This window comes from Ruegeria sp. BHSC029 (genome assembly GCF_059613085.1).
The window spans coordinates 504,692-522,642 of sequence record NZ_JBXWRU010000004.1 but is presented as its reverse complement, the minus strand read 5'-3'; the positions used below and the strand labels follow the sequence as shown (position 1 = coordinate 522,642).

General features: G+C 61.8%; 19 protein-coding genes. 6 read left to right on the top strand and 13 right to left on the bottom strand.

From position 1 onward, the window contains the following. Positions 1–61: 61 nt before the first annotated feature. Genes AC2FML_RS12655 through AC2FML_RS12620 form a run of 8 tightly spaced genes read right to left on the bottom strand, consistent with a single transcriptional unit; the run spans position 62 to position 7,558 of the window. Positions 62–1,045, bottom strand: a complete 984-nt coding sequence (locus tag AC2FML_RS12655; RefSeq protein WP_496783403.1) for a GlxA family transcriptional regulator — start codon at positions 1,043–1,045, stop codon at positions 62–64. Positions 1,046–1,054: 9 nt separating this feature from the next. Beyond that, positions 1,055–1,948, bottom strand: coding sequence for a homocysteine S-methyltransferase family protein (locus AC2FML_RS12650; protein ID WP_496783401.1), 894 nt, complete (start codon positions 1,946–1,948; stop codon positions 1,055–1,057). A gap of 12 nt (positions 1,949–1,960) precedes the next feature. Further along, on the bottom strand, positions 1,961–3,013 hold the full coding sequence (locus AC2FML_RS12645) for an alcohol dehydrogenase family protein (protein WP_496783399.1): 1,053 nt from the start codon (positions 3,011–3,013) through the stop codon (positions 1,961–1,963). 12 nt (positions 3,014–3,025) lie between these two features. Then, entirely contained in the window at positions 3,026–3,502 is a 477-nt protein-coding gene (locus AC2FML_RS12640; RefSeq protein WP_496783397.1) for a cupin domain-containing protein, read from the bottom strand. Between the two features lie 15 nt (positions 3,503–3,517). Further along, positions 3,518–5,965, bottom strand: coding sequence for a GcvT family protein (locus tag AC2FML_RS12635; RefSeq protein WP_496783395.1), 2,448 nt, complete (start codon positions 5,963–5,965; stop codon positions 3,518–3,520). Between the two features lie 15 nt (positions 5,966–5,980). Next, the gene (locus tag AC2FML_RS12630; protein WP_170342302.1) at positions 5,981–6,361 is read right to left on the bottom strand and encodes a GFA family protein; all 381 of its coding nucleotides are present in this window, start codon (positions 6,359–6,361) and stop codon (positions 5,981–5,983) included. A gap of 4 nt (positions 6,362–6,365) precedes the next feature. Next, positions 6,366–6,989 carry a LysE family translocator gene (locus tag AC2FML_RS12625; RefSeq protein WP_170525756.1) on the bottom strand — a complete coding sequence of 208 codons (624 nt, stop codon included), beginning with the start codon at positions 6,987–6,989 and terminating at the stop codon, positions 6,366–6,368. Continuing rightward, positions 6,989–7,558, bottom strand: coding sequence for a helix-turn-helix domain-containing protein (locus AC2FML_RS12620; protein ID WP_170447727.1), 570 nt, complete (start codon positions 7,556–7,558; stop codon positions 6,989–6,991). Before AC2FML_RS12620 ends, AC2FML_RS12625 begins: the two co-directional genes overlap by 1 nt. A gap of 56 nt (positions 7,559–7,614) precedes the next feature. On the opposite strand from AC2FML_RS12620, the gene AC2FML_RS12615 reads away from it, so the two are divergent. Continuing rightward, complete coding sequence (locus AC2FML_RS12615) at positions 7,615–7,947, top strand: DUF1294 domain-containing protein (RefSeq protein ID WP_496783392.1); 333 nt, start codon at positions 7,615–7,617, stop codon at positions 7,945–7,947. 38 nt (positions 7,948–7,985) lie between these two features. Further along, positions 7,986–8,882 (top strand): cation diffusion facilitator family transporter, encoded by an 897-nt coding sequence (locus tag AC2FML_RS12610; RefSeq protein WP_496783390.1) that lies wholly within the window; start codon positions 7,986–7,988, stop codon positions 8,880–8,882. Positions 8,883–8,887: 5 nt separating this feature from the next. Here AC2FML_RS12610 and AC2FML_RS12605 read toward each other — a convergent pair whose 3' ends face one another. Together AC2FML_RS12605 and AC2FML_RS12600 are read right to left on the bottom strand one after the other, a co-directional pair. Beyond that, a complete protein-coding gene (locus AC2FML_RS12605) occupies positions 8,888–9,343 on the bottom strand; it encodes a GAF domain-containing protein (RefSeq protein ID WP_170342295.1) in 456 nt (151 codons plus the stop codon). A gap of 73 nt (positions 9,344–9,416) precedes the next feature. Continuing rightward, positions 9,417–10,589 carry an acetyl-CoA C-acyltransferase gene (locus AC2FML_RS12600; protein ID WP_170341327.1) on the bottom strand — a complete coding sequence of 391 codons (1,173 nt, stop codon included), beginning with the start codon at positions 10,587–10,589 and terminating at the stop codon, positions 9,417–9,419. A gap of 100 nt (positions 10,590–10,689) precedes the next feature. Between AC2FML_RS12600 and AC2FML_RS12595 the strand changes: the two genes are divergently transcribed. The 3 genes from AC2FML_RS12595 to AC2FML_RS12585 all read left to right on the top strand — a co-directional run bounded on the left by AC2FML_RS12595 (position 10,690) and on the right by AC2FML_RS12585 (position 13,276). Beyond that, on the top strand, positions 10,690–11,028 hold the full coding sequence (locus AC2FML_RS12595; protein WP_480637332.1) for an STAS domain-containing protein: 339 nt from the start codon (positions 10,690–10,692) through the stop codon (positions 11,026–11,028). A gap of 20 nt (positions 11,029–11,048) precedes the next feature. Beyond that, complete coding sequence (locus AC2FML_RS12590) at positions 11,049–11,510, top strand: ATP-binding protein (RefSeq protein WP_496783388.1); 462 nt, start codon at positions 11,049–11,051, stop codon at positions 11,508–11,510. Positions 11,511–11,698: 188 nt separating this feature from the next. Continuing rightward, on the top strand, positions 11,699–13,276 hold the full coding sequence (locus tag AC2FML_RS12585; protein ID WP_496783386.1) for a gamma-glutamyltransferase family protein: 1,578 nt from the start codon (positions 11,699–11,701) through the stop codon (positions 13,274–13,276). 24 nt (positions 13,277–13,300) lie between these two features. On the opposite strand, the gene hspQ is transcribed toward AC2FML_RS12585, so the two are convergent. Next, on the bottom strand, positions 13,301–13,627 hold the full coding sequence (hspQ, locus tag AC2FML_RS12580) for a heat shock protein HspQ (RefSeq protein WP_170341320.1): 327 nt from the start codon (positions 13,625–13,627) through the stop codon (positions 13,301–13,303). A gap of 187 nt (positions 13,628–13,814) precedes the next feature. Between hspQ and AC2FML_RS12575 the strand changes: the two genes are divergently transcribed. Then, positions 13,815–14,396 carry a transglycosylase SLT domain-containing protein gene (locus AC2FML_RS12575; protein WP_093964271.1) on the top strand — a complete coding sequence of 194 codons (582 nt, stop codon included), beginning with the start codon at positions 13,815–13,817 and terminating at the stop codon, positions 14,394–14,396. 12 nt (positions 14,397–14,408) lie between these two features. Here the strand turns inward: AC2FML_RS12575 and AC2FML_RS12570 are convergent, their stop codons facing one another. Together AC2FML_RS12570 and AC2FML_RS12565 are read right to left on the bottom strand one after the other, a co-directional pair. Next, positions 14,409–15,005 (bottom strand): LolA family protein, encoded by a 597-nt coding sequence (locus AC2FML_RS12570; RefSeq protein WP_475145104.1) that lies wholly within the window; start codon positions 15,003–15,005, stop codon positions 14,409–14,411. 39 nt (positions 15,006–15,044) lie between these two features. After that, entirely contained in the window at positions 15,045–17,948 is a 2,904-nt protein-coding gene (locus AC2FML_RS12565) for a DNA translocase FtsK 4TM domain-containing protein (RefSeq protein ID WP_496783384.1), read from the bottom strand. Between the last annotated feature and the right edge of the window lie 3 nt (positions 17,949–17,951).

Sequence of the window (17,951 nt, the reverse complement as noted above, 5' to 3'; positions counted from 1 at the left end):
ATAAGAGTGCCACGAACAGGCGACAAAAAATGCAGCAAAAACGTCAACTGCGGCACAAAAATCACCGCAGCGCCGATTGGCGTTTCTGGCGGCGCAGAGCGAATGGCGTGATCCCGAAAAAGCTTCTGTAGACGGATGAGAACCCGTTGGGAAAGCCGCAGGCGAGGCCGATTTCACGCACGCTCATAGTGGTATTCAAAAGCAGGTTGTTGGCCTTGGCCAACCGCATCTCCCGGTAGAACCCATTCGGTGTGGTGCCAAAAAACGTTTTGAATTTGCGCTCCAGCGAGCGGTTCGACATTCCAAGCTCTTCGACCAGTTGATTGATGGGCAACGGATCTTCGATATTGGCCTGCATCAACTTGATGCACTGATCCAGTCGGGCGTCCCCAGTCGTTGTCGTCTTGGCGCCCGAAAACGGCTGCAACGACGAAAAGTCGCGGATGTGTTCGTGCAGCATGATGTCAGCCACCGTCATCTTGGCCGGCCCCGAGATGTGACGCCCGATCACCGCCAAAGCAATATCGGCCGTGGCCCCCATTCCCGCGCAGGTCACGACCGGGCCCTGCTCGGTCGCGATCGAAAGCTTAGCCTCGAACCGGGCACCGCGTTCGCGGAAGATCGACGCGTTTTCCCAATGTGTTGCCATGTCGGGCGTTCCGTGTTCGTCGATGTATCGGCTGGCGGCCTCGGCCAGCAAAAAGACCTGCGCACCGCGATAGGTATAGTCGGACACAACCCGGCCCAGCGACAGCTCGGGCTGGTCCGGGTCGGTGTTGCCGATCACGAACAGATAGTCGGCGTCCGGTTGGCGCGTAACGGGCTGGGTCGGAATGCTGGCGCCGCTGCTACTGACGATGGTCCCTCCCTTGAGCGACCGATAGGCATAAGTGAACGGCGGGTGCGGGCAAACCCGATTGGCAAGACGCAGCACATCCACCACCGACGCCAGTTCCAGCAGAACGAAGCCCGGCGCGGTGATGATGTCAAAATGCCACTGCGCCTTGACGCCTTCGGGTTTTCCAGGGTCCGGTTTCTCCGCCATACCCGCCACTCACACGATCCTGTGCCCGGCCGAGCGCAGGGCGTTGGCCAAAGCTTCGATGTGCTCAGGGCCCACTTCGCAGCATCCACCGATGATCGTGGCCCCTTGGTCAACCCAACTCATCGCATGTACGGCATAGGCCGACGGGTCCAGATCGTGGCGCGCCTCCAGCGCGTCGACTGTCGGAGCGTCTTTCAGGAAGCCGTCGGAAATCCGGGTGAAACCATTCGCGTAGGCACCGTAGGGCTTTTCAAGTTCCGCAAGGATCTCCAGCGCCGCGGGCACCGCCTCGGGTCGGGTGCAATTGATCAGAACCGCCTGGGGATCGAAGCGCTTGACCAGTGGCGCGATCGCGCCTAGCGGTTCGCCCGACCTCAGCCGCGTACCGTCCTCGTCCATGACCGACAGGGCCAGCCAGACCGGCTTGCCACAGCCTTCAGTTCCACGCAGCGCGCCTTCGGCCTCGGTCACGGACGAGACGGTTTCGATCAGGAGCAGGTCCACCCGGTTCTGCATCAATCGCACCAGTTCCGCGAATTTCTGCGCGGCCTCGTCGGGATCGGGGTTCAGATCGGGGCGATAGGTGGCCAGCAAGGGGCCCAGCGCGCCGGCGATACGTCCCACCCGCCCATCGCGCGCCAGTTCGGCCTGTGTCAGAGCCGCATCAATGAGTTGCTCCAGCTGGTCCTCGATCCCCGCTCGTACGAGGCGAGAGCGGTGCACGGCGTAGGTGTTTGTCGTCGCGACGGTTGCCCCGCGGTCAAAATAATCCCGATGGATGTCTCCGACCAACCCCGGCTCGTCGATCATTACGCGGGTTGACCACAAGGCGGTTGGCTGTTCGCCACGACGTTTGACCAGCTCTTGACCGATCGAACCATCCAACAGCGTGATGTCTGCCATCTCGGTGCCTCCTTACGGTATGAGAACCAGCTTTCCGGGCAGGGTCTTTGATTGAAAGTCCGTCTGCGCCTGGACGATCTCGCGCAGCGTGTAAGTCTTGGAAATCAACGGCTTGATCCGACCCGCGTTCATCAACTCGACCAGTCGGCCGAAGACCTCGAAAGCCTGATGGGTGCAGCCGTGGATCGTGATGTCACGCAGGTAGATCTCGCGCAGGTCGGCCTGCACGATCGGGCCGGCGATGGCCCCGGACACGGCATATTGGCCGCCCGGCTTCAGCGTCCGGATCAGTCCGGGAAAGGCCGGGCCGCCGACTACGTCGATCACCACGTCAAAGCTGTCCGGCGGCAGCGGCGTGTCGCGGTCGAACGTCCCAGCCGCACCCTGCGCCCGCACCACTTCGGCCTTGGCCGCACTGGTCACCGCCCAGACGGTTGCTCCCCGCAAGGCTGCCAATTGCACGGCCGCCAGCCCGACGCCGCCCGAGGCGCCGGTGATCAGCACCTTGTGCCCGGCCGTCACGCAGGCGCGGGTCAACAGGTTCTCGGCCGTGCCAAACGCACAGGGGATGGCGGCGATTTCCACATCCGACAGCGGTGAGGCGGTCACGTCGTAGAGGTCATCCGCCTCGAGCAGGCAGTATTGCGCAAAAGCCCCGTCGATCTCGGACCCAAGCGCGATGAAGCCTGTCGGGTTACCCGGGCGCGGGCGCGGCAGGTTGATCGGGCAGGTCACGCGTTGCCCCGGTTTGAAGCCGGCACCCGGCCCGATCTGCTCGACTATGCCGCAAAGATCTCCGCCTTGAATGCGGGGAAAGGACAGCGCGCCGCCCCACCCGCCGGCTTCGACCTCTTGGTCAACCGCGTCCGTCGCGCCGGTGACGTCCGAGGAATACCATCCGATCCGCGTGTTGATGTCGGTGTTGTTGACGCCCGCCGCAGCCACGCGGACCAAAACCTGCCCGGGCCCGGGTACCGGAACCGGAATATTCTCGCGCCATTCCAAAACTTCGGGGCCACCGTGACCTGTCAGATAGACACCGCACATCGTCTTTGGAGCATTCATTTCGCTGGCTTCTCAGATCTGGTCGTCGGGATGGGGCGGCACCGGCCCCATCGGCACGATGTCGTAGCGGGCGTTCAGATCGGCCATCTTGGCCTCGTCCTCAAAATCTGCCTGGGTCATGGTTGCCAGTTCCGCAAGGAAACCGTCAAACCCGGAGGGTTGAAAGATCATGAGCATTCGTGCCGGTTTGTTGTCGGCGACGCGGCAGGCATGCGGCACACCCGGCGGAACATGCATGGTGGTGCCCGGCGTGCACAGGTGCCAATCTCCGTCGACGTAGAAATCCACGGCGCCCTCAAGGAAATAGAAAGTCTCGGCGTGGCTGTCGTGGCGATGAAGGCCAAGCGCGAAGCTGGCCTTCAAGTTGTCTTCCATCAGGGTGTAGGCCCCGCCCGTGTCCTGACCGGAAACCTTCACGAAGGTATGGTTATTCTCCCAGTCATAGTTGGGACCCTCACCGGGTCCCTGCTTGGAATATCGCGGGCGCATATGGGCCTCCTTGTGTCAGGCGCGCAGCCGCTCGTTTGCGGGATCCCACAGCGGCTGATCCTCCTGTACCACGGCGCGACACTTTTCGCCGTAGATTTCCACCTCGAGCTCGGTGCCCGGGTTGGCCAGATCGGCCTTGATCATGCCCAGCGCGACGGACTTGCCGACACGATAGCCCCAGGCGCCCGACGTAGTCTCGCCCACGATCTGATCGCCCTGCCAGATGCAGGACATGTAAGGCGCATCGTAGTCACCGGCCTCGACGACCAGAGTAACGAAAGACTTCTTCACTCCACGCTGCTTTTCCGCCAGCAACGCGGTCTTGCCGGGGAAATCCTGCGGCTTGTCGAACTTGACGAAGCGCTCCAGCCCGCCTTCGAGCAGCGAGTAGTCGGTGCTGAGATCTCCCTTCCACGCGCGGTATCCCTTTTCGATGCGCAGGCTGTTCAGCGCATACATGCCGAACGGCTTGGCCCCGGCGGCAAGGATCGCGTCATAGATCGCGGGCATGTGCTCGTTGAGCGCATGCACCTCCCAGCCCAGTTCACCGGCAAAGGACACGCGGATCAGGTGGGCGGGCTGTCCGGCCACGGTGGCCGCCTGATGGGTCAGCCAACCCAGCGAGAGGTCGGCATCGGTCAGACCCGACAGGATCTCACGCGATTTCGGACCGGTCACGATCAGCGTGTCGCGGGTGGTGGTCACGTCCTCGACCGTGACGCCCGCGGGCATTGCGTTCATCAGGATGTCGCGGTCGTGCCATTGCGCGGTGGCGGCGGTGATCATCACGAACTCATCCTCGCCCAGGCGCATGCAGGACATCTCGGTCAGGATGCGGCCGCGATTGTCGGCGATGTAGACGAGGTTGATCCGCCCCACCTTGGGCAGGCCGCCGGTGACCAGCCCGCGCAGCGCCTCGGCCGCGCCTTCGCCCTTGACGACGAAGCGCGAGAAACCCGGCAGGTCGAGCACGCCGCAATGGTCGCGCACGGCCTCGCATTCTTCCTTGATCCGCTGCTCCCACGGGCCTGAGCGGCCCCAAGTGTGGGTGCTTTCCTCGGAGGTGTCATCGCCCGGCTGCGCGAACCAGTTGGCGCGCTCCCAGCCGTTGTAGACGCCCATGACGCCGCCCAGTTCCTTGACCTTGGCATGCACGGGCGACAGCTTCTTGTCGCGCGCGGCGGGCCATTCGTGATGCGGGAAGTGCATGGCGTATTCGTTGCCGTAGACCTCCATGCCCTTCTGGTTGCAGTAGTCCTGATCGGTGTAATCGGTGTAGCGGCGCGGATCGACGGCCCACATATCCCATTCGGTGGCGCCATCCACGATCCATTCGGCCAGCACTTTGCCTGCACCGCCGCCTTGGGCGATGCCGAAGGTGAAGGTATGCGCCTCGAAGGCGTTCTTGACGCCGGGCATCGGCCCGATCAGCGGCAGGCCGTCGGGCGCATAGGGGATCGGCCCGTTGATCACGCGGCCCACGCCCGAGGTCGCCATCAGCGGCACACGCTCCATCGCGTCAGTGACGATGTCCTCGATCCGGTCCAGATCGTCGTTCCACAGCTGAAAGCTGAAATCCTCAGGCATCGGGTCGTCCTCGGTCATCCAGTGGCCCTTGCAGTTGGGCTCGTATGGGCCAAGGTTGAAGCCGTGCTTTTCCTGTCGCAGGTAGTAGGAGATATCCACGTCGCGCAGCAGCGGCAGCTTGCCACCGTTTTCCTTGGACCAGGCTTCGACCTCGGGGATCTCGTCGGTCAGCAGGTACTGGTGGCTCATGACCATCGCGGGCACGGTGCGGCCGCCAAAGGGTTTGAACCATTCGCCCACGCGCTGCGCGTAGTAGCCGGCCGCGTTGACGACATAGTCGCAGTCGATGTCGCCTTTTTCGGTGTGGACGGTCCAGGTGCCGTCGTCATGCTGGGTCACGCCGGTGGCCGGGCAGAACCGGATGATCTTCTGCCCCATGTCGCGTGCGCCCTTGGCCAGCGCCTGGGTCAGCTGCGCAGGGTCGATGTCCCCATCGGTCGGGTCATACAGAACGCCCTCAAGATCATGAGTTTCCAGGAACGGGTAGCGTTCCTTGGCCTGCTCCGGCGTCCACATTTCCATCGGGATTCCCTGGTAGCGGCCCATCGACATGGCCCGCTGGAACTCCTGCATCCGCTCTTTGCTGTGCGCCAGACGGATCGAGCCGGACACGTGGTAGTTCATCGGGTAGTCGACCTCTTCGCCAAGGCGCGAATACAGCTCGGTCGAATAGCGCTGCATGTTCATGATCGCCCACGAGGTCGAGAAGGTCGGCACGTTGCCGGCCGCGTGCCAGGTTGAACCTGCGGTCAGCTCGTTCTTTTCCAGCAGAACGCAGTCGGTCCAGCCCTTTTTGGCCAAATGGTACAGCGAGGACGCCCCTACGACGCCGCCACCGATGATGACCACGCGGGCCTTGGTCGGAAAATCGCTCATGTTTCTAGATCCCTGTCATTGTGCCCTTTGGGGCAGTTCATCCGTGATGTCGTAGTAGTCGCCCTTGTCCGCCACGAAGATGTGGCGGGCCAGTTTCAACTGAGTGGGTTGGTCCAGAGCCCCCATCGAAACCGAAATCGTGTCTTCGTCCTTGTGCTGCCAGAACAGAAAGCTTCCGCATGCCTTGCAGAAACCACGCCGGGCCGTGTCCGAAGCCTGAAACCATCCCAGCGTATCGCTGCTGTTCAGGGTCAGGTTGTCCTGGTGGGTCGCGGTCGAGGCCCAATAATGCCCTGACTGCCGACGGCATTGCCCACAGTGGCAGGCCGAGGGCGGTGACAGCTCTCCGTTGATTGTGAAGGCCACCGAACCGCAAAGGCACGATCCTTTTTGCATGGCTCTATCCTTTTCCTGCAGGTGCCGCGCTGGTTCCCAGCAGGACGCCATAGATGATGAAACAGGTGGCCATGATGCGGCGCACCCAGACGTTGAACACGGCGCCCAGCGCCGCCCGCCCCATCACCGCACCCAACAGTGTGAACCCGGTGTAGCTGAGCGTCGTGATGATCAGCGCCGTCGGCATGATGATCGCCATTTGCTGCCAGATCGGCACATCAGGCTGCACGAACTGGGAAAACGCGGCCAGGTAACCTGCGACGCTCTTTGGATTGATCGTGGCGACAGCCAAGGCATGGAGGTAGACATGGCGGGCCGGGCGCTGGCTGGCCGGCGCGGGACGCGCGGCGTTCATCCACCCCCGGAGTCCCATCCAGATCAGGAACCCCGCCCCGATCAGCTTGGCCACGAAAAACCCGGTTGGCGAGGCCGCGATCAGGGCTGTCACCCCCAGAGCCGACAGGATCAGAAAAGCGCTGGCCTGGGTCAGGATCGCCAGAACCCCAAGCATTGCCTTGGGAAATGGCAGGCTCATCCCGTTCGAGATGCAATTCACCGCATTCGGACCCGGCGTGGTCACGAACACCACCCAGAACAGTGCGAATATGGTCCAGGCCTCAAAGCTCATCAGTACACCGGCGGAGCGATCACCCAGACGGCCACGGCGGGTTCGTCGTAAGGGTTCGCCCATTGATAGGGTTCGTGCTTGATCCGAAAGCTGTCCCCGACGCCGACGGTGAAATTTCGGCCTCCGATCGTAAGGTCGAGACGGCCCGAGATCATGTATCCAACCTCCTGCGTCGGACGGTTGGCCGGGGTCTGCATCCGGGAATGGGGCTCAAAAGTGGAATGCACCATCTCGAAATCATCGGTCAGGTCAGGCGACAGCAATTCCTCGATCAGCCCTTCCTCGCCCGACCCCATCGGCCGGCGCGAACCGGCGCGCACCACATAGCCCTGTTCCCCGGCCAGAACGCCGGTATGGGCGAACAGCATCGACATCGGCACGCCGAGGCATTCCGCGATCAGGCGTAGATCCGAGATCGACGGAGCGGACAAATCGCGCTCGACCTGGCTGAGCCAGCCCACCGACCGGTCCAACCGCGAAGCGATATCGGTCAGCGTCAGCCCGCGCGCCTTGCGCAGCGCGCGAATGTCCGCCCCCAGCGTCGCAGCAATATGGGCCTGGTCGTTCACGCTACCACCCCCGATTCATGAAATTTACGTCACATTTTTCACGATGTCCCGAATCGGTGAAAATTCCAAGAGATTTTTCACTACCGATCCTGATCCTTCCACGCTATGGCTGCGGAATGTGGATCGTCATTCTGTATTTCTGGGCCATCAACGCGTTGACTTTTCTGGTGTTCGGCTGGGACAAGCTGCGGGCGATCCGACGCAGGCGGCGTGTCCCGGAGAAGTGGCTTTTGCGACTGGCGCTGTTGGGCGGCAGCCCCGCAGCTTTGCTGGGTCGCTGGATATTCGGGCACAAGACCCGAAAAAAGCGGCTGACGACTCTGCTGTTTGCCATTGCGGCTCTGCAGGCGGGCGCGATCTATCTGTTCCTCACCTACAGTTCTGTTTGAAACTGGTAATTGGCAGTGCGATCGGGCAATGGTTGCACATGATTGACAGAACTTCGTCCCAGGCGCTGGCCATCGGGTCAGTGGCGGTGTCCCTGCTGGTGCTGCTGCTCAAGGTCCTGGCATGGCATTTGACCGGGTCGGTCGCTCTGTATTCCGACGCAATGGAGTCTTTGGTCAACGTGGTTGGCGCGCTGCTGGCGTGGTTTGCCATTCGGATGGCAGAGCGTCCTGCCGACAGCAATCACCCTTTCGGACATCACAAGGCCGAGAACTTCTCGGCCATCGCCGAGGGGACCCTGATCGTTCTCGCCGCAATCCTGATCATTCAGGAAGCCTGGGGCGCCTTGTTCGCGCCTCACCTGGACCAGCTCGGACCGATCGGACTGGCCGTGAACGCAGCGGCCATGGTCCTGAACCTGGTCTGGGCCCGCGTCTTGATCTCGGCGGGTCAGAAACGGCGCTCGCCGGCCATGACCGCCAATGGGCGCCACCTGATGACCGACGTCTGGACCTCGGCCGGGGTCTTGTTGGGGCTGATCCTCGTATTGCTCACAGGCTGGGCCGTTCTTGACCCGTTGCTGGCCATTCTGGTGGCCGCGAATATTCTGCGCGAAGGTTGGAAGGTCATTTTCCATTCGGCCGGAGATCTGATGGATTCAGCGGCCCACACCGAGGACACGGCCATCATCGAGGCCGCCGTTCGGAACTCGTCTCAGGGAGCCTTGCAGATCCACGATCTGCGCACCCGACGGGCCGGCAAAGCCGTGTTCATCGAATTTCATCTGGTCGTCGATCGCAACATGACAGTCGGTGACGCCCACGACATCTGTGACGCGATCGAAGATGCAATCGCGGAAAAGCTGCCCGAGGCCCGGACCATCATTCACGTGGAGCCGGACTCTCAGCTCAAAGCCTCGGGAATCGAACCGGAATAAAGGTTCTACAGACGCCCGAAAACCTGCGCGAGGATACGCGACAGCCCATCGGCATCGGCCTGCTCGAACGCATCGGGCTGATCGCTGTCGATATCAAAGACCCCGATGACCTGCCCCGCAGAGTCCCGCACCGGCAGAACCAATTCGGACCGGGTCGACGAGGCACAGGCAATGTGCCCCTCAAACGCATCCACATCCGGGACCAGCTGAACCTCTCCGGTCCGCGCTGCTGCCCCGCAGACCCCGCGCGAGAACGGAATGACCAAACACCCATGCCCGCCTTGATAGGGTCCGATCTTCAACAACTCCGGCTCGGTCACACGGTAAAACCCTGTCCAGTCAAAGCGGTCGTCGCTGTGATGCACCTCGCAGGCGACGGTGGCCATCAGAGCGACCTGGTCAGTTTCACCTTCCGTCAGGGCTTCGATGGTTTTGGACAAGAGCGCGTAGTCAGCTTTCATGGGGTCATTTCCAATGTGCAACCGGGCCGCAACCTCTGCGGCCCGGTTCAGCTAATGGCAAAATGCCAAAGCGTCAAACCCGCTCGATCGCGATTGCGGTGCCTTCGCCGCCTCCGATGCAGATCGCGGCCACTCCGCGCTTCAGGCCACGCTTCTCGAGTGCATTTAGAAGCGTCACCATGATGCGTGCACCTGAGGCACCGATCGGATGACCAAGGGCACAGGCGCCACCGTTGACGTTGACCTTGTCGCGCGGCAGGCCCATTTCGTGCATGAAGGCCATCGGAACAACGGCAAACGCCTCGTTCACTTCCCACAGGTCCACGTCGTCCTTGCTCCAACCGATCCGTTCCAGCAGCTTCTGCGCGGCCGGGACCGGAGCCGTCGTGAAAAGGCCGGGCGCCTGGGCGTGGCTCGCGTGGCCCAGGATGCGGGCACGTACATTCAGGCCGCGCGCCTCGGCCGTGTCAGCCGCAGCAAGAACCAGCGCCGCTGCGCCATCCGAGATTGACGAGGAATTGGCCGCCGTCACCGTGCCATCCTTGCGGAATGCCGGCTTCAGCGTCGGTATCTTTTCCGGCCGCGCCGATTTGGGCTGCTCGTCCGAATCCTGAATGATTTCACCTTTGCGGCTTCGGACCGTGACGGCTGCGATCTCGTCCGAGAAGGCCCCGCTGGCCTGCGCTTCGAGCGCATTCGACAGCGATTTCAACGCGTATTCGTCTTGCGCCTCTCGGGTGAATTGATAAGCCTCGGCGCAGTCTTCGGCAAAAGTGCCCATCAGGCGGCCCTTGTCATAGGCATCTTCCAACCCGTCCAGGAACATGTGATCCACCACCTGGCCGTGACCGATACGAGCCCCGCCGCGCATCTTGGGCAGCAAGTAGGGCGCATTCGTCATGCTTTCCATCCCACCCGCAACCATCGAGTCTGCATGGCCAAGCGCGATCTGATCGAACGCCATCATCGCCGCCTTCATGCCCGACCCGCACATCTTGTTCAGCGTGGTCGCAGGCACCTCTTCACCCAGACCTGCCGCAAACCCTGCCTGCCGCGCCGGAGCCTGCCCCTGACCGGCGGGCAGAACGCAGCCCATCAAAACCTCGTCGACCGTCTGCGTCTTGGCGTTTTCAAGCGCCGCGCGAATGGCGACGCCACCCAGTTCCGCCGCAGGCACGCCGTCGAACATTCCTTGAAACCCGCCCATCGGCGTCCGGGCCGCACCAGCGATCACAACCTCTTTCATGTGACGACTCCTCCTTTTGTCGAGTGCTTGGATACCGAATGGTAAGAAATGCCGTCTAGCGTATTTCTACGATCGATCGACGGAATCCGAGGGAAGTCACGTGGCACTGAGCAGCAAAACGACAGGCGAAACGCAGATCATCACAGTCGACGCCGCCCGCATCGACGCCGCCATGGCGATACAGTTCAAGGAAGACATGCGGACCCAAACCGCGGATGGCGCCGGTCGGATCATCCTGGACCTGTCTGCGGTCAAGTTCATAGACTCCAGTGGATTGGGCGCGATTGTGGCGTCCATGAAGCAACTTGGAAATGGGCGCAGGCTGGAACTGGCAGGATTGCAGCCTGTCGTGGCCAAGGTTTTTCGGCTGACGCGGATGGATACGGTTTTCAAACTGCATCCCAACTTGGATGACGCGCTGGCCTCCGAGTTGGAGTGAAGCGTCAGGGGGCAAATGGCGTGACAGTCAACTGCGAAGACGGCCGACTCGAAGTGGCGTTCCCTGCCGTCGAAGCCGAGGCCAGCCGCGCCATCGCTTCGTTGCACGCGGGGCTGTCGAATCTCGGTTTGCCGGGGCAAAAGACTGCCGACATCAAGATCGTGTTGGCCGAGGCGATCAACAATGTTGTCGAACACGCCTATGCTGAGCGCGCGCCCGGAATGGTTCGGGTTTCCGTGCTGGACTCCAAAGATTACCTGGAGGTCCAGATCACTGACACCGGGCACCCCTTGCCCGGCCTGAAGATGCCTGATGGTATTCCCGCCAGTGTGGAAACCGATACTTCAAACCTGCCCGAAGGTGGATTCGGTTGGTTCCTGATCCGCATATTGGCCGACGAGGTGCGGTATGACCGCAGAAACGGCCAAAACCTGCTATTCTTGCGGTTTGAGCGCACAAAAAAAGCGGATCGGCCACAATAACGCCCAGATCGGACCATTGTCGCGCCGCAAACGACGGGCAGAAACAAGGGGTAGCTCAGATAGCTTCCCTCGGCGCCATGTGTCACAGCCCCCACCCAGTGAACGGCGCCGAGGACCTTCTCCTTGAAATGACTGGACATCAGCCAACGGCACCCTAGTGTCGAGCCGTTCAGGAGGAGACCCATTCCATGCGCGATTTCCATGCCCCCGGCCGTTCCGAGGTTTTGTCGACCGAAGGGATGTGCGCAACCTCGCATCCGCTGGCTGCAAAGGTGGCGCTGGACATTCTGGGCCGCGGCGGAAACGCGATGGACGCCGCCATTGCCGCGGGCGTACTTCTGGGCATCTGCGAACCGCAGATGACAGGTCTGGGTGGCGACTGTTTCGTTCTTTACAATCGCGCCGGCGAAACGAAGGTTCGCGCGCTGAACGGATCCGGGCGGGCGCCCGCTGGAGCCTCGGCCGAAGATCTGCGGGCCCGTGGGTTGGCTGCTGTGCCACTTGACCGCCCCGAAGCGGTGACGATCCCCGGGGCTGTCGATGCATTCTGCCACCTGTCAGAGGCCGAGGGTCGGTTGGGGATCGAGGCCCTTCTTCAACCTGCAATTCACTATGCCGAAACGGGCGTTCCGGTTGCACCCCGCGTCGCGCTTGACTGGTCGATCGGGGCCGAAACGCTGCAGGGCGCAGCCCGGGATCACTATCTGATCGACGACCGCGCCCCAACGACAGGTCAGATGTTCCGCGCTCCGGGTCAGGCAGAAGTCCTGCGTCGCGTGGCCCGAAATGGGCGTGACGCCTTTTACGAGGGCGAAATCGCCGATGACATGCTGGCCGCGTTGAATTCTCGAGGCGGGATCCATTCGGCCACCGATTTTCACGACACAAAGTTCATCGAAGCCTCACCGGTCGGAGGTGACTACCGCAACGCTGAACTGCTGGAACATCCGCCGAACGGACAAGGCGCGACTGCGATCCTGCTTCTCAACATCCTCAAGCATTTCGACATTGCAGGCATGGACCCGTCGGGCGCCGAACGGGCGCATATCGAAGCCGAGGCGACCAAGCTGGCCTACGATGCACGCAACCGGTTCATCGCCGACCCGGATCATACGTCGCGCATGGAACATTTTCTGGCGCCGGAAACGGCGGCAAAGCTGGCCGAGCTGATTGATCCCCGGCGCGCCATGACTGCCGCAGCGCCGCTGACCGAAGCCGTGCACAAGGACACAGTTTACGTCACGGTCGTCGACCGGGACCGTATGGCTGTTTCTCTGATCTATTCGATCTTCCACAGCTTCGGATCGGGCATCGCCTCGGAAAAATTTGGCATACTCCTGCAGAACCGCGGATGTGGTTTCAACCTTGAACCGGGACATCCGAACGAGCTGGGCGGCGGCAAGCGCCCGATGCACACGATCATTCCCGCGATGCTGAAGCAAAACGGTCAGATAGCCATGCCGTTCGGCGTGATGGGCGGGGCCTATCAGCCGACAGGCCACGCGCGCCTGGTTTCCAACCTTCTGGATTTCGACTTGGGGCTGCAGCACGCCGTCGACGCACCCCGCGCTTTTGCCGACGGTTCGATCTTGAAGATCGAACCCGGCTACGATCGCAGGATCGCGCAACAATTGTCGGAAATGGGACACAATGTCGTCGAAACGGAAACGCCACTGGGCGGTGCGCAGGCGATCCGAATCCATCAAAGCGGAGTATTGGAGGGCGCCAGCGATCCCCGAAAGGACGGTTGCGCTTTGGGTTACTGACGCCGCAATGGCGTCAGCACCGTATCAGTTCAGCTGGAAGTGCAGCGGATAGCTGCCGTCCTGAAACGGCCCGAACATGTTGGGAATATCAGGATGATCAACAGGTTCGCCAGACTGGTCGGCAATCAGATTTTGCTCTGATACATAAGCCACATAGAAGGATTGATCGTTCTCGGCCAGCAAATGGTAGAACGGCTGATCCTTGATCGGGCGGCTGTCTTCGGGAATTGCCTCGTACCATTCCTCGGTGTTCGCAAATTCCGGATCCACGTCAAAAATCACCCCTCGGAAGGGATGTTTCTTGTGACGAACCACCTGGCCCAGGCGGTACTTTGCATGTGTCTTCAGCATTGTTTCAGCCCCCAAGGCACTTACTAAACCTTTCCGCCGGCAATTGCCAATCATTGATCTGAAATTCGCGGAAACAGTCTGTGAACCTATGCCTGACAGTCGACGGCCTGCTGCACGGTTTCTTATACGATTGTGATTTCCTCGGCCTGCAATCTGCGCTAGAATAAAGAAAAAAGGCACGAGGCACATGAGCAGAAAACTTCTCGTACTCTTCGGGGTGCTGTTTTTGGCATCCTGTGGGGGCGGCGCACAGCGTCCGCCCAGCAACCTCAATGACGCTTGCGCCATCGCACGCGAGCGACCGGACATGATCAAGGCGTTCAAGAGCACCGAACGCAAATGGGGTGTTCCGGTCCATGTCCAGATGGCAACCATCTACCAAGAAAGCCGCTATCGTCACGACGCCCGGACGCCCCACAAATATGTTCTTGGGGTTATTCCGATGGGCCGTCAGAGCAGCGCCTATGGCTTCAGCCAGGCCCTGGACGGAACCTGGGAAGAATACCAGCGCGAAACCGGGAAGCGGCGCGCCAAGCGTGACCGCATTCGTGACGCATCAGATTTCGTCGGATGGTACATGAACAAAAGCAGTCAGAAGATCGGCATCTCGACCAGCGACACGCGGAACCAGTATCTGGCGTATCACGAAGGTCGCGCGGGTTACGCACGCGGCAGCCATTACGGCAAGACCTGGTTATTGAACGTGGCCAATGACGTGGACGCACGCGCGCAGATGTACCAGGCGCAGCTGTCCAGCTGCCGCTATTGAAAGAGCCGCGGGTCAGCGATTTTCTGACCCGCGCCGCGCCTTGTTCGAAAACAGGCCGCTGTCGATTCTGACATCTTCGTTGAGGGGACCCAGCAGCACCGTGGTTTGACCCCCGGCGTTGTCGTAGATGACCCATTTCCTCAGCTCGATCGGATTAGCCGTGAACATCAGCTCGATCCGCCCGGACTCGGGGTTTTTCGGGTCCTGCGCGGTGACGACCGTGGCTGTGCCATCAAATGTGTGGCCGACTACCATGTTGGCCTGCGACAGGTTCACGTTGCGCGCCAGAACCAGCGACAGCGGTGTGCGCTTCAACGGGTACTGCTCGGGCGGCTGGTTTGATTTGGGGTCGAACACCATCACCGTGCCGGCATTGGCCAGCACGACAGCGCTGTTGGGCGGATCGTATTCGAACCGCATCTTTCCGGGGCGCTGCAGCCACAGCTTGCCGGTACTCAGCGATCCGTCATCGTTGACTTGGGTAAACGTCGTCTGAACGGCCTTCAATCCGTTCAGATAGTTCGAGATCTGCGACAAGGGAAGCTTGTCGGCGGCCCAGGCTGCAGGGGCAGTCAAAGCAAGGGCAAAGGCAAAGGCAATCTGTTTCATGACACACAGATATGCGCTCTGCCCTTGTTATTAAATATCCTACTGTTCCGGGACGAGGATTTCGCGTTTGCCCACGTGATTTGCTGCCGAAACAACGCCTTCGTCCTCCATCTGCTCGACCAGCCGCGCAGCCTTGTTGTAGCCGATGGCAAGTTTCCGCTGGATGTACGAGGTTGAACACTTGCGATCCTTGATCACGATGGCAACCGCCTGATCGTACAGGGCATCCTCACCATTGGTGTTACCGCCGGTGTTCAGCCCCAGAACCGCGTCGATATTGTCGGCCTTGTCCTCGGACGGGCCGTCCAGCACGCTGCCGACATAGTCGGGCGGGCCATACTGCTTGAGGTGGTTCACGACCTCCTCGACCTCTTCATCGGACACGAACGGCCCGTGGCAGCGGGTGATCTTGGCGCCGCCGGCCATGTACAGCATATCGCCCTGCCCCAGCAGCTGTTCGGCCCCCATCTCTCCCAGGATGGTCCGGCTGTCGACTTTCGACGTCACCTGGAACGAGATCCGGGTCGGGAAGTTGGCCTTGATCGTGCCGGTGATGACGTCCACCGATGGGCGCTGCGTGGCCATGATCAGGTGGATGCCCGAGGCCCGTGCCATTTGCGCCAGACGCTGGATGCAGGCTTCGATCTCCTTGCCGGCCACCATCATCAGGTCAGCCATCTCGTCGACGATGACGACGATATAGGGCATGGCCTTGGGTTCGAATTCTTCGGTCTCGAAGATCGGCTCTCCGGTTTCGTCATCGAACCCGGTCTGGACCGTGCGGCTGAACATCTCGCCCTTGGAGAGCGCGTCCTTCACCCGGCCGTTGTAGCCGGCGATGTTGCGCACGCCCATCTTGGACATCTTGCGATAGCGGTCCTCCATTTCGCCGACGACCCATTTCAGGGCAACCACCGCCTTTTTCGGGTCGGTCACGACCGGCGACAGCAGATGCGGGATGCCGTCATAGACGGAAAGTTCCAGCATCTTTGGGTCGATCATGATCAGGCGGCATTCGTCCGGTGTCAGCTTGTAGAGCAGCGACAGGATCATCGTGTTGATCGCCACCGACTTGCCCGAACCGGTCGTCCCGGCGATCAGCAGGTGGGGCATCTTGGCCAGGTTGGCCACGACCGAGTCTCCGCCGATATCCTTGCCCAGCGCCAGCGGTAGCGCATGGGTGCCGTCGCCGAAATCGCGGCTTGCCAGGATTTCGCGCAGGACCACCATCTCGCGGTTCTCGTTGGGCAGTTCGATGCCGATGACCGAACGTCCGGGCAGGGTCGAGACCCGCGCGGACAGTGCCGACATAGACCGGGCGATATCATCGGCCAGCCCGATCACGCGGCTGGCTTTCAGGCCCGGTGCGGGTTCCAACTCGTACATCGTGACGACAGGGCCGGGGCGGACACTGACGATCTCGCCTTTGACCCCATAATCATCCAGCACGTTCTCCAGCATCCGCGCGTTTTCCTCCAGCGCTTCGTCACTGAGGTGATGACGCTGAATGCCCGACGGGTTCGTCAACAGGCTGAGCGGCGGCAGTTCGAAATCCGTGTGCCGCTCTTCGAAAGACAGGCTGGGCTGCGCTTCGGCCTGAGCCCGTCGCGACGGCAGGACGTTGCGCCGGACGGGTTGCGCCACGACCGGCTTGCGCGGTTCGGCAACCGGGATCTTCAATGCCGGGCGTGCCTCGGCGATTGGGTCCTCTGCATCCTCGAACACCTGATCGTCGTCGATATCCTCCGGCGCATAGGCCGAGACCGGGTCTTCCGCGAACGTCTTCATTTCCGCAGAAGGCTGCGCCGGGTGACCTGTCAACGGCGGCTCGGGCGGGAGCCCGGCAGCAGTCAGCGGAGGTTCGGGCGGAAGGTTGCCCGCTCGCGGCGTATTCAGGATCAGCGGGTCAGGGCCACGGCCGCGCCCCTTGGTCAGCGGGCGGTTCGGATCGGGCTCGGGCGCGATTTCACCGGTGGCGACCTTGCGGTTCTGGATCACCGCGGAGATCTTCGAGCGGATCCGGTCCTCGCCCGGCATCTCGTCATATCCGGTAACGGGTTCCGGATCGACCAGTTCGGGTTCGGGCATCGGCTCGGGGCGGCGGATCAGGCCAGGCATGCGCGCAAGCAGGCCCGTTTTGACGGGCTCGGGGGCTGCGATCTCGGGCTCTTCAAAGACCGGATCGGCATAGGCCAGTTCATCCTCGAATTCGGCACCGGCGGCCTGGGTTGCCTTGCGTTCCTGCCACTTTTCCCGGCGCACCTGCGCGGCACGGGCCGTGGCCGAGGCCCCCTGCCCCAGCGCGGTCATCAGCATGTCATAGGCCATCACCAGACCCAGCAGGAAAGCCCGGAACCCGTGCCGGACGTCCGATTTGGTGAAACCCAGCACAAAGACGCCCAATGCCAGCATGCCGGCCGCCATGGCCAGCGACATCAGCTTGACCATGAAATGCGACGAGATCGGCAACAGCGTCAGCAGCGCCCCCATCACCGTGTCGCCGAACAGACCGCCCAGACCAAAGCTGTGCGTCGCGCGCCATTCGGCGCCGGGCACCAGGGTTGCGGCATAGACCGAGAGGACGGCGATCCAGATCGGCGCGAAAATCAGGCGGGCCACGGCGCGATCCTCGCCGAAATGGCCGGCAAAGCGCACGCCCCAGCCGACCAGCACCAGCGCGATGCCAAAGCTGCCCCAGCCCACGATCATGAACAACGGTGCGGCGATCGAAGCGCCGAACCGGCCCAGCCAGTTCTGCACCGGCGCGTCGGTCGAGACCATCCAGTTCGGATCATCCGGCGTGTAGAACCAGATCATCGCCGCGGCGGCCAGGCCGGCCAAGATCAAGGCGATCCCGATCAGTTCCTTGCTGCGCCGCTCGATCGCGGCCTGGGTGGTGCTGTCCAGCAATGGGTCGCGGTTGCGCGCGTTGTAAGATGCCATGTG

Bases quoted from the DNA above. Each gene is read 5' to 3' on its own strand.
- AC2FML_RS12655 (WP_496783403.1), bottom strand. From the start codon at position 1,045: ATGGCGGAGAAACCGGACCCTGGAAAACCCGAAGGCGTCAAGGCGCAG.
- AC2FML_RS12650 (WP_496783401.1), bottom strand. From the start codon at position 1,948: ATGGCAGACATCACGCTGTTGGATGGTTCGATCGGTCAAGAGCTGGTC.
- AC2FML_RS12645 (WP_496783399.1), bottom strand. From the start codon at position 3,013: ATGAATGCTCCAAAGACGATGTGCGGTGTCTATCTGACAGGTCACGGT.
- AC2FML_RS12640 (WP_496783397.1), bottom strand. From the start codon at position 3,502: ATGCGCCCGCGATATTCCAAGCAGGGACCCGGTGAGGGTCCCAACTAT.
- AC2FML_RS12635 (WP_496783395.1), bottom strand. From the start codon at position 5,965: ATGAGCGATTTTCCGACCAAGGCCCGCGTGGTCATCATCGGTGGCGGC.
- AC2FML_RS12630 (WP_170342302.1), bottom strand. From the start codon at position 6,361: ATGCAAAAAGGATCGTGCCTTTGCGGTTCGGTGGCCTTCACAATCAAC.
- AC2FML_RS12625 (WP_170525756.1), bottom strand. From the start codon at position 6,989: ATGAGCTTTGAGGCCTGGACCATATTCGCACTGTTCTGGGTGGTGTTC.
- AC2FML_RS12610 (WP_496783390.1), top strand. From the start codon at position 7,986: ATGATTGACAGAACTTCGTCCCAGGCGCTGGCCATCGGGTCAGTGGCG.
- AC2FML_RS12605 (WP_170342295.1), bottom strand. From the start codon at position 9,343: ATGAAAGCTGACTACGCGCTCTTGTCCAAAACCATCGAAGCCCTGACG.
- AC2FML_RS12600 (WP_170341327.1), bottom strand. From the start codon at position 10,589: ATGAAAGAGGTTGTGATCGCTGGTGCGGCCCGGACGCCGATGGGCGGG.
- AC2FML_RS12585 (WP_496783386.1), top strand. From the start codon at position 11,699: ATGCGCGATTTCCATGCCCCCGGCCGTTCCGAGGTTTTGTCGACCGAA.
- hspQ (WP_170341320.1), bottom strand. From the start codon at position 13,627: ATGCTGAAGACACATGCAAAGTACCGCCTGGGCCAGGTGGTTCGTCAC.
- AC2FML_RS12575 (WP_093964271.1), top strand. From the start codon at position 13,815: ATGAGCAGAAAACTTCTCGTACTCTTCGGGGTGCTGTTTTTGGCATCC.
- AC2FML_RS12570 (WP_475145104.1), bottom strand. From the start codon at position 15,005: ATGAAACAGATTGCCTTTGCCTTTGCCCTTGCTTTGACTGCCCCTGCA.
- AC2FML_RS12565 (WP_496783384.1), bottom strand. From the start codon at position 17,948: ATGGCATCTTACAACGCGCGCAACCGCGACCCATTGCTGGACAGCACC.